The organism is Leptospira meyeri (assembly GCF_004368965.1).
GTDB classification, from domain to species: domain Bacteria; phylum Spirochaetota; class Leptospiria; order Leptospirales; family Leptospiraceae; genus Leptospira_A; species Leptospira_A meyeri.
The window spans coordinates 249493-260441 of the sequence record NZ_SORO01000002.1 but is presented as its reverse complement, the minus strand read 5'-3'; the positions used below and the strand labels follow the sequence as shown (position 1 = coordinate 260441).

The window sequence follows — 10949 nt, the reverse complement described above, 5'->3', positions numbered from 1 at the left end:
AAATACCCTTATTTATCAGATATGAAATCGATCCCGAGACGATACTGGGTTTTTCCTGTAGACATACTCTTTATGTTTTTGTCGTATTTTCTCGCACACCTTGTGCGTTTTGAAAACATACGATTTTTAGATAGTTACCCCGATTTTTGGGTTTGTGCCACCATCGTTGTTGTCTCGCGGAGCGTCGTTTTTCTATTTTCGGGGATTTACCGATCATTATGGTCTTACGCCTCGTTACACGACCTTCTATCCATCATCAAAGCGACTGTCCTTTCATCTCTCGTTTCTACTCTTGCCCTTCTCTTCTACAATCGGTTCCACCAATTGTCTCGAATGGTACCAATTCTCGATACACTCATCCTTCTCGGATTTTTGTGTTTGAGAAGTTTGAGTTGGAGGATGCTAAGGGAACAAATTTTTAATTCTGACAAATCCAAACGAGGGACACCCATTTTACTTGTTGGGGCAGGGAAACTCGGAAGTTCATTCTTAACAGAGATTAGACGGAATGTTGATTTGGATTACCAACCTATTGGATTTTTAGACGACAACCTTTCCAAAAAAGGTGGTTACATCCAAGGAGTTCCGATCCTTGGTGCCACCGATGAGATTGGCAAAATTTTAGTTCGTTACGGCGTAAAAAAAGTGATTATGACGGTCCCGCAACCGGACGGTCGTGTTGTGAGCAAACTAATGAAAGAATGCGAAAGTGCCGGTGTGGATTTCAAAATCCTTCCCACGTTCGGAGAGTATCTTTCAGGCAAACCCAATATCACCCAACTTCGTGAAGTACAAGTAGAAGACCTTTTAGGGAGGCCTACGGTAGATTTAGAAATTGAATCCATCCGTTCTTATTTAGAAAAAAAAGTAATCCTTGTGACGGGAGCTGGAGGTTCCATCGGATCTGAAATTTGTCGTCAAGTGGCACTTTTTAAACCAAGTGTTCTTGTTATTTTAGATGCCGCAGAAACTCCGTTATACGAAATTGATTATGAACTCAGAAAAAGTTTTTCAGATCTCAATATAGACATTCGACCTGTCATTGCAGATGTAAAAAATCTTTCTCGTATATCTGCCATTTTTGAAGAACATAGACCTTCGGTTGTATTTCACTCCGCCGCCTACAAACACGTTCCTATGATGGAAATCAATCCTTCTGAGGCTGTGTTAAACAACGTGCTGGGGACAAAAAACGTTGCAGATGTTTGCCGCCTAATCGGTGTTGAACGATTTGTCTTAATTTCCACTGATAAAGCAGTCAACCCGGTCAATGTGATGGGAGCGTCAAAACGGGCGGCAGAAATTTATCTCCAACACATTTCACAAAATTCAAGAACAAAATTCATTACCGTTCGATTTGGGAACGTACTCGGCTCCAATGGTAGTGTCATCCCCCGTTTCCGAGAACAGATCAAACGAGGTGGGCCTGTCACCGTCACACATCCTGATGTCATTCGTTACTTCATGACAATTCCAGAAGCCACACAACTTGTGTTACAAGCTGGCAGTATGGGAGAACATGGAGAAATATTTATATTAGATATGGGAGAACCAGTCAAAATTCTTTCTCTTGCAGAAGAGATGATCCGTTTATCAGGATACACTCCACACAAAGACATCGCAATTGAATTTTCTGGGTTACGGCCAGGAGAAAAGTTGTATGAAGAACTCCTCCTCAACCAAGAAGGAATCAAAAAAACACACCATCCAAAAATTCGAATTGCGGCTCCTTTAGAAAATTATAATCTTCTCCTCTTCCAAAACAAGTTGAATCGATTGTTTTCTCTCGCCAAAGCCAACAAAAATAGGGAACTTTTCGGTGCTTTCAAAGAAATCATTCCAGAATACAAAATCCATGATGAATACATCGAATGGGAAACATCGCACGGTAAAAGGAATTTATGAGTCAAAACCTCACGCAGGAAGAAATCACAACATTACGTGAGTTTAAGAGAGATTTGTTTAATCTCTATTGGGAAAGATTTGGAGTATTTTACATCCATGTAATGCCTCACCCCAAACTAGAAATTGGGAAACGTGGATTGCTCAACGCAGAAAAAGAATCAGGCATTGTACTTGTGTTTGGTGATAAAGCCGTAAAAGTATTAGATAGCAAACCCGATTATTTATTTGCTGAACTACAATTTGGATCTGCTTGGGAACCTACAATGATACCTTGGGATGCTGTGTTTCGTATTTACGATAAGTTCCAAAATTCCGCAACACAACTTCGATTTTTACAAGTGGAAGCTGCAGCAACTCCTGAAGAAAATGTATCAAAACCAAAGGTAACCAAACCAGAAGTGAGTGGGGATGGGAATGTGATCCGAGTTGATTTTGGAGGGAAACGGAACGAATGAATTTTTTTACCATCACCCGTGGTGATCTCGACGGCTTTTTTGGTCTCATGGTAGACAACCTCATCCAACTTTTAGTTCTTTCTGCTCTTTGTTTGGGAGTTTGTGGTTTCCCACTTGGTTTTATCACTGCAGTAGTTTTGCCAGGTGCAGCCGTTTCTTTGTTAGTTGGAAATGTCTTTTATGCTTGGCAGGCATGGAAATTAGGGCAAAAAACTAACCGTACAGACGTTACAGCGATTCCTTACGGAATTAATACAGTTTCTCTTTTTGCATTTGTATTTTTTGTGATGTTCCCTACCTACCAAGCTACGGGAAATTACGTTGCGGCTTGGAAAGCAGGCCTTCTTGTTTCTTTTATTTCAGGTTGTATTGAAGTCATAGGATCTTTTGTGGCTGCAAAAATCCGATTGTACACTCCAAGAGCCGCTTTACTATCAGCTTTGGCTGGGATTGCCATTACCTTTATCTCAATGGATTTTTTACTTCGTACATTTGAAAGACCCATCATCGCCTTTATTCCGCTAGGTGTCATTTTATTACAATACTTCGGGAAGGTTCGATTTCCATTTGGAATCCCAGGTGGATTAACATCCGTTGTCCTTGGAATTTTGTTATCCTATCTTTCGAGTTTTTGGGGTGACCCCATTTACCAACCTGGGGCCATCGACAATGGATTACAAACCATTGGTTTTTATTTTCCCCAACTTTCTATTAGCCCCCTAATCGAAACTTTAACCTACGCCAATATCAAAGCCTATTTTTCCGTGATCCTTCCTATGGGAATTTTCAATGTCATTGGTTCGTTACAAAACATTGAATCAGCAGAAGCATCTGGAGATAGTTTTGATACAAAAACTTCCTTACTTGTCAATGGACTTGGAACCCTTGCGGGTACTGCTTTTGGTTCTCCCTTTCCAACAACTATTTACATTGGTCATCCGGGATGGAAAGCTCTCGGTGCAAAACATAGTTATTCAGTACTCTCTGGAATTTTTATGACAGTGGTGAGTTTATTTGGACTGATGGGACTCATCCAAGCTCTCATTCCTGTAGAAGCCGGGATGGCAATCGTACTTTGGATTGGAATTGTCATCACAAGCCAAGCGTTCCAAGCCATCCCCCGTCACCATTCCCCTGCGGTTGTGGTTGGGCTTTTGCCTGCCTTTGCAGGTTGGGCGGTTCTTATCATCCAAAATGTTTTTATCTTTTTGGATGGGAAACTTCAAACCACCTTACAGGAATTAGGAGTCAAGCAGACCATTCATTTTACCTTATCAGACATCCCTCCTCATTTGACTTTTCTCCCCTATGCTTTAAGTGGAGTGCTTTCGCTTTCCCAAGGATTTCTCATCACTTCGATGGTTTGGTCCGCTATGGTGGTTTTTATCTTAGAGAAAGAATGGAAAAAAGCCGCTCTTTGGGCAGGTGTTGCAGCAATCCTTTCTACAATTGGATGGATACATTCTTACGAACTACAAGGGAATGCCATTTTAAATCGCTTCACGGAACTTGCGAGTTGGGATTTTCCGATAGCGTATTTATCCCTTGCGGCACTTTTTTTACTCGTCCAGTATCTTGGCCCCAAGGAAAAACAGGCAAAATGAAACCATTAATTTGCTTGTAATCTCAAGCCGAGACAAGTACAGTTTTAGTCTAATGAATAGGTTCCATGAGAACCTTAAGGAGAACAATTTCCTATGACTTGGATCAAACGAATCGGTTTTTTCCTGTTAACCAATATTTTGATTATGACTACAATCTCTATTGTAACCACCCTACTTGGTTCAATGGGATTTAGTATCCGTGCTTATGGTTTAGATCTTACGCAACTCATTGTATTCTGTTTGATGTGGGGTATGGCGGGATCTTTTATTTCGCTTTTACTTTCTAAAATGATGGCGAAGTGGACGATGGGAGTCAAAGTCATCGATCCTAAAAAAGCATCTGCACCAGAAATGGATGTTTATCGTCGAGTGCAATCGCTTGCACAACGAGCTCACCTTCCTATGCCAGAAGTTGGTATTTATGAATCTCCTGAAGTGAACGCATTTGCAACAGGACCAAGTAAATCCAGCGCCCTTGTTGCCGTATCAACAGGTCTTCTCAATCGAATGAATGCCCAAGAATTAGATGGAGTGCTTGCCCACGAACTAACACACGTTGCCAACGGTGATATGGTGACTCTCACTCTCATCCAAGGTGTTGTGAACTCGTTTGCAATGTTCATTTCTCGCATCATTGCTTATTTGGCAGCAAACGCTGTAAAAGAAGAAATGGCGCATATAGTACGAATTGTTGTGACCATCGTCCTCGACATTGCGTTTTCCATTCTTGGTTCTATGGCAGTGGCTTATTTCTCACGCCAACGTGAGTTCCGAGCGGATGCTGGTGGCGCCAAACTTGCGGGAAGAGAATCTATGATTTCTGCTTTAGAATCATTACGACAAATGGTAGAAATGCCAGAAGATCCGAGAGGAGAAGCAATTGCTTCCTTTAAAATCTCATCCAACAAAGGTGGATTTCTTTCCCTATTTGCAACCCACCCTGCATTAGAAGAAAGAATCTTAGCTCTTAAACAAATGAGATAGATGTTTTAAAAGAGAGAGTTTAAGAATTCTCTTCAGAAAGGTCGGCAAAAATGCCGGCCTTTTTTTATTGCAAAGCCCTAGTCTTCTTTGGTTTCATCCTATTATGTCCATTGTCAAATCAAAGATTCGTACCATACCCGATTATCCAAAACCGGGAATTCTATTTCGCGATATTACTTCCCTTCTCATCGATCCAGAAGGTTTCCAACTCACCATTGGGATGTTTGTAGAACGATACCAAAATGCTAAATTGAATAAAATTGCTGCCATTGATGCAAGGGGTTTTATCCCGGGAGCGGCCTTGGCTTTCCAACTTGGCGTTGGATTTGTACCCATCCGAAAAAAAGGGAAACTACCTGGTACCACCATTTCCGAATCCTATGCATTGGAATATGGAGTGGATCATGTGGAAATTCATACAGATGCCATTAGCGCTGGGGAACGTGTTTTAATCATGGACGATTTGATCGCCACTGGTGGAACTTTAGAAGCTTCTATCAAACTTATCCAAAACCTAAAAGGGATTGTTCATGAATGTTCCACCATTATCAACTTACCAGACCTAGGCGGGGCAAAACGAATTAAAGATACATACGGAATTGATGTATTTTCTATTTGTGAATTTGAAGGACACTGATTCCACAAACTATAACTAGTATCTACTATAAAACAAAGAGTTTTGATTAGGTTGCGGATTTCCAATCAGAATTCTTTGTTTTATCCACTCGGATACTCACTTCATTCCCTAGAAAATTCCAACGAACAACAAAAAGTTTTTTCAGAATGTGAATTCCCCTCCCCCCTGTAACCAATTTTCTATCTGACTCGATGGGACTTGGAATTTGGCGCGGGTTAAATCCTTTTCCACTATCGATCACATATACATCAATAAACTTACGTGATTCGAATACATGTACAGTAATGATATCATCTTCCCTTTTGCCACCATGTTCCAAGGCATTGTCTAATGTTTCATCCACAAGAATCTGAAACCAAAAACTATCCATAATATGACGCCAATTTCTTTTGTCATATAAACTCCAAAGTTTTTCTTTAATGAGTCGGGAGTTGGATCTTGTGGCTGGGATTTGCTCTTCAAAGATTTTTGCTGACCTTTCAAAAATAAAAGAAAACGGATGTGTTAGATAATCTTCAGTAAACGAATAATGGAATAAAAAAACTGTAAAACAAAATAGAAACAATAGATTCATAAATAAAAATGAATGCAAAAAATATTTGGTTGTTAGTGGTATCCAATTAGGAAAAAAACAAAGAAACAAAAAAAAGGCACAAGTAAAGAATGTAGCAAAATAAATGTATTCCATAAACTTCTGAATTGCTGGGAAATTAAATCTTAATTTGGCAATGATCAAATAAGAAAAGGCAAAAAAAGCTAACACATAATAAGTGTTATAATAATATTTTAAAAGGATAAGACTTGCGTTCGGATATACTTCATTGAGCAGACCCAAGTCCACAAATAAAAGCATAATCCCCATTCCCAAGATAAAAGAACAAATGACAACCAAACGAGAAAAGTTACGGAAGAATGTGGGGAACTGTAATCCAAAAAACAAAAGAATAAATGATTCGAAAACCAAATATGTGGAGATGATATGGGGTTGGTTTAAGATTTTATTTTCTAAGAACAAAGTATCACAAAGAATTGTCAAATCTCCGATAAAGAAAAAAGCCGCAAGAATTGAAAAACTTGTTTTCATTCTTGTCCGCGGATTCTTTCTAAATGAAACAATGCCTGCAATCAGCGAAAAAAAGGCGGTGGCTCCGAATATGGTGGATTCAAACAAACTCATGCAAAAACAGAAAAAAATTCTCCTCTCCCCGTTCCTCTTTGCGAGTACTATTTTATTTTTTATTAGTTTATTCCTAAATCCTCTATCTGCTGAAGAACCCAGACAATCCATTGACGAAATTAAGAAATCTGTAGTCCAAATCCGAGTTTTTTCTCAAGCAAAAGACCCTTTTTCCCCTTGGATGTCATCAGGCATTTCTGCTTCTACTGGATCAGGTTTTTTAATCTCAAAGAACCGCATCCTTACCAACGCCCATGTTGTTTCTAATGCCAAATTTATGGAAACCCAACGAAACAACCAAACAGAATGGTATGAATTAAAAGTTTTGTTTGTCGCCCACGACTGCGATTTGGCTCTGCTGGAAGTTTCTGATCCAAAATTCTATGATGATAGTAATTATTTAGAATTAGGTAGTTTGCCAGAACTCGCAAGTCCAGTTGATATCATTGGTTACCCAATTGGTGGGAGCAAAATTTCTGTTAGCCGAGGAATTGTATCGCGTATTGAACAGTCAACATATGCACATTCGCAAATTGACAGCCATTTGGTTGTACAAGTTGATGCAGCAATCAATCCGGGAAACTCAGGAGGACCTGCACTCCAAGAAGGAAAGGTGGTTGGTGTTGCTTTCCAAGCTTCCACAAAAGGAGAAAACATTGGTTATATCATTCCAACAGCGGTGATCCAACATTTTTTGAAGGATATTGAAGACGGTATTTACCATGGATATGTTGAGTTAGGAATCCAAACACAACCATCTTATTCGGAATCGCATAGGAAATACTATGGAATTCCCAAAGGAGAAGAAGGAGTTTTTATCACAAAAGTTATAAAGGCAGGTTCTGCTGACGGATATTTAAAACCAGGGGATTATTTAACTGCTATTGATGGACGTAAAATCGGACGAAATGGGAACCTATTAGAAACAAACTCCATTGATTTTTTGGAAGTTGTAGATAACAAATTTGCTGGGGATGAGATTCAATTTGATCTCATCAGAGACAAGAAAAAAATGAATGTAAAATTCCCTGCAAAAAAAATGGTTCAAATGGAAAACCAAAGAGCAAGATACGGAGTCAATTATGACTATCTAATGTTTGGTGGCCATATATTTCAGACGGTGAATCGAGATTTACTTGAAGCTTGGAGTAAAAATGGGCAAACACAAGGAGGAAGTCTTCTTGTTTACCGATTTTATGACTCACCTACTTTGTCTGACGGACAATCGGAAGATGTTGTTTTATACCGGAAGTTACCTCATCCAATCAATTCCAATTCTGATTTTTATTTGAATATGGTTGTGGAATTTGTCAATGGAACGAAGGTAAAAAATTTAAACCATCTAAAAGAATTATTTCAAAGTTCAACAGATAAAACCATTAGGATTCAATTTTACGGAATTCAACTGCCAATGATTTTGGATCGTGAAGAATCAGAAAAAGCAGACCTAGAAATAAAAAAAACATATCACCTAACAGGGAATTAAAATAATGAAATTTCTGAACCAAATTTTTCGATTCGTTTTTACTCTTTCCATTTTCTTAGTTTCCGGGGCGGTCCTTTCAAAATCATTCCCAGTTGGTATGACAGATGCATCCATCCTCCAGGTTAAGGTAACAGTCCAATACCCACATTTTATCCAACCGTGGAGGAATAAAAATCCCGAGGTCCGACAGTCCACAGGAATTTATATTGGTGAAAATAAAATTTTAATTCCAGCTCAGGCAGTTTATTTTTATACAAGCATCGAAATCAAAAAACCAGATTCACTAAAAGTTTTTACTGCTGAGTTAGAAAGACTAGATCCGGACTTAGGACTGGCGATTCTAAAGTTTAACGATCCAAATGCCGCAAAGGACCTAAAAGCCGTGACTTTCTCTAATGAGGTTTTTTTGCCTGGAACAGGACTTGTAATGGAGAGCAAGGACCAAAGGAATCTCGAAGAAAAAAAAATCAGGATGATTCGTTTGGATATGGAAGCCTATTCAAGTGGTTATGTTGAACTTCCCTTTATTGAAATCCAGTCAGAAGAAAAATTGGATGGTGTGGGAGAACTGATTGTTGATGTAAGTTCTAGAATCCCGCAAGGGATCTTATACCAATTTAAAGAAAACAATACAGGAAGAGTAATCCCTACGTTTTCGATACGACATTTTATTGATGGAAAAAACTTTCCCTTCAAAGGATTTCGATTTAAACCGTTGATTGATAGTGCAACAAGAAATCATTATGGGTTAAGAAAAGATGATTTAGGAGTTCTTGTTGCAGAAATTTATCCAGGTTCTTCTGCAGATGGAGTTTTGCAATTAGAGGATGTTTTATTAGAAGTTTCTAATTTCAAAATTGATCCAAAGGGTTATTTTGATCATCCAAAATTTGGGAAACTGAATGTTTCTTATTTGTTCCATAATACGAATGATACAGACTCATCTTTCGGAAAAAAAATAAAAGTCAAAGTATTTCGAAATAAAAAGCCAGTTTCTCTTGAATTAGATTTAAAACCTATCCCTGAGTCTGCAATTCGAATCCCGCATGGGAATTCTAGATTTCAAACTCCCAAATATTTAATGTTAGCTGGGATCATTTTCCAAGAGTTGTCAGAACAATACCTGACAGAACATGGGAACCAATGGAGAAATCGTGTCAGTAAAGAACTTTTATATTTGAATGATTTTTACAGAATAAAAAGAAATTCCAACGAAGGAAAAGTGATATTTTTATCTCAAGTTTTACCACTTTCAGGGAATAAGGCCTACCACACTGCGCACCAAATGATTCTCAAATCAGTCAATGGAGTCCAAGTACAATCTTTGGAACAACTACAAACCTTAATCAAAGAATCGAGTACACCTTATATTCATTTCGCAATGTCAGACGGATTTGAAATGATATTCAAAAAAGAAGAAATCCAATCATTAAACGCAGAAGCCAAACAAAGTTTTCAAATCCAAAGGGATTCTAACTTTTAGAATCCCACCTGATAACCTAACTGCTTAGAAATTAGGAGTACTTTGACAAGAAACAAAACTAGAACGAACAAAGTTAGTAGAATGTATTCTTGGTTACGAACCGTCTTGTCCGAATTCATTAAAAATAACAAAACGGGAATGGAAAGGGTAAACATCCTCGATACGTTTTCATAAACTGACCAAAAATGATAATATCCTGCGGTCCCCACCATAAACATAATCAGTAAAAAAGAAATCCGGAATTCCCAACCTTTCCGAATTTGTCCCGTAAAGGGCAAAAATAAACCTAGAAAAAATAAAACAACCAAAGGGAACCTAGATAACAACCGAGCCAAATCTTTCCAATTGGTTCCACTCGCAAGGAATCGCCAAATGGATTCCATATATGAAATTAGTCCTTCTAAAGGTAAAATAAAATCCGTTAGACGGCCAGGTCTCCAATTTGGGAATCGATAAGCCAGATACAAATGCCAACAAACTGGGATTACAAGGACCAAACCAACAGCAATGATTCGTTTCCAGTCCCAACGAAAAACTGCGGCAAGGCCCAAAGGGAATAACAAAAACAAAGCAGGTTCTTTCGTCAGAATTGCTAAACTAGATAGAAGTATAAAAGGGATATAGTTTTCTTTAACGTAATAATAATATGCAATGATTAATATGGAAACCATAACAGAATCACTTACTAAAACATAATAACTACCCAATGCATATGGGCTAAGCAAATACAAAATTGCATACGGTTTTGTTTCTTCATTTAGAAGTTTGCGCAAATAAAAATAAGAAACAAGAGTAAGACAAATATTCCAAAAATACATTCCGAAAATTGCAATGGTTTTACCAAAAAAACCAAAAAGAGCAATTAACAGAGGATAACCAATTCTAGGTGCCCGGTAGGATTCATCAAATCCCTTCGGCCAATTCAAATTAAACTCTGAAAGTGGTCGTGAAAAATAGTAAAAAATTTGGCCATCATAACCTGCCCCCAGGTCTCCCGCTTCCCCTTTGAATAAGATGGCCTGCTCTGGCGTTTCTTTCTGATTTTGCAAAGCAAACTCATAACCAAAGTTCACCATAGAACTGGGGTTCCATTCATATTTTTTCCAATATGTTAGAGTGCTGACTCCCCAAATCAAAACAAAAGACGAAACGGTAAGCCATTGTTTTGAATTAAAAAATAAAAAAATTGGTTTGATACTTTTTAGAATCATCTGTCTA

9 protein-coding genes are annotated in these 10949 nt (G+C 38.3%); 7 read left to right on the top strand and 2 right to left on the bottom strand.

The annotated features are described in order from the left end of the window. The first annotated feature begins 21 nt into the window (after positions 1-21). The 5 genes from CLV96_RS15370 (at position 22) to CLV96_RS15350 (ending at position 5585) form a co-directional block, all read left to right on the top strand. Positions 22-1905 carry a polysaccharide biosynthesis protein gene (locus CLV96_RS15370; RefSeq protein ID WP_208325413.1) on the top strand — a complete coding sequence of 628 codons (1884 nt, stop codon included), beginning with the start codon at positions 22-24 and terminating at the stop codon, positions 1903-1905. Further along, on the top strand, positions 1902-2360 hold the full coding sequence (locus tag CLV96_RS15365) for a ClpXP protease specificity-enhancing factor SspB (protein ID WP_004787852.1): 459 nt from the start codon (positions 1902-1904) through the stop codon (positions 2358-2360). Before CLV96_RS15370 ends, CLV96_RS15365 begins: the two co-directional genes overlap by 4 nt. After that, a complete protein-coding gene (locus CLV96_RS15360; protein ID WP_004788282.1) occupies positions 2357-3964 on the top strand; it encodes a hypothetical protein in 1608 nt (535 codons plus the stop codon). The genes CLV96_RS15365 and CLV96_RS15360 overlap by 4 nt, the downstream gene beginning before the upstream one ends. Before the next feature lie 93 nt (positions 3965-4057). Continuing rightward, entirely contained in the window at positions 4058-4948 is an 891-nt protein-coding gene (htpX, locus tag CLV96_RS15355) for a protease HtpX (protein WP_004787957.1), read from the top strand. 103 nt (positions 4949-5051) lie between these two features. Further along, positions 5052-5585, top strand: a complete 534-nt coding sequence (locus CLV96_RS15350) for an adenine phosphoribosyltransferase (protein WP_004788008.1) — start codon at positions 5052-5054, stop codon at positions 5583-5585. Positions 5586-5631: 46 nt separating this feature from the next. Here CLV96_RS15350 and CLV96_RS15345 read toward each other — a convergent pair whose 3' ends face one another. After that, positions 5632-6669 carry an ATP-binding protein gene (locus CLV96_RS15345; protein WP_004788140.1) on the bottom strand — a complete coding sequence of 346 codons (1038 nt, stop codon included), beginning with the start codon at positions 6667-6669 and terminating at the stop codon, positions 5632-5634. Between the two features lie 31 nt (positions 6670-6700). Here CLV96_RS15345 and CLV96_RS15340 point away from each other — a divergent pair, with 31 nt between their 5' ends. After that, the gene (locus CLV96_RS15340) at positions 6701-8248 is read left to right on the top strand and encodes a S1C family serine protease (protein WP_004788188.1); all 1548 of its coding nucleotides are present in this window, start codon (positions 6701-6703) and stop codon (positions 8246-8248) included. Between the two features lie 4 nt (positions 8249-8252). Then, positions 8253-9731, top strand: coding sequence for a PDZ domain-containing protein (locus CLV96_RS15335; RefSeq protein WP_004788280.1), 1479 nt, complete (start codon positions 8253-8255; stop codon positions 9729-9731). On the opposite strand, the gene CLV96_RS15330 is transcribed toward CLV96_RS15335, so the two are convergent. Continuing rightward, positions 9728-10942: an AZOBR_p60025 family cell surface glycopolymer formation protein gene (locus CLV96_RS15330; RefSeq protein WP_004787854.1), complete on the bottom strand. Its 1215-nt coding sequence runs from the start codon at positions 10940-10942 to the stop codon at positions 9728-9730. The genes CLV96_RS15335 and CLV96_RS15330 overlap by 4 nt on opposite strands. Positions 10943-10949: the final 7 nt, after the last annotated feature.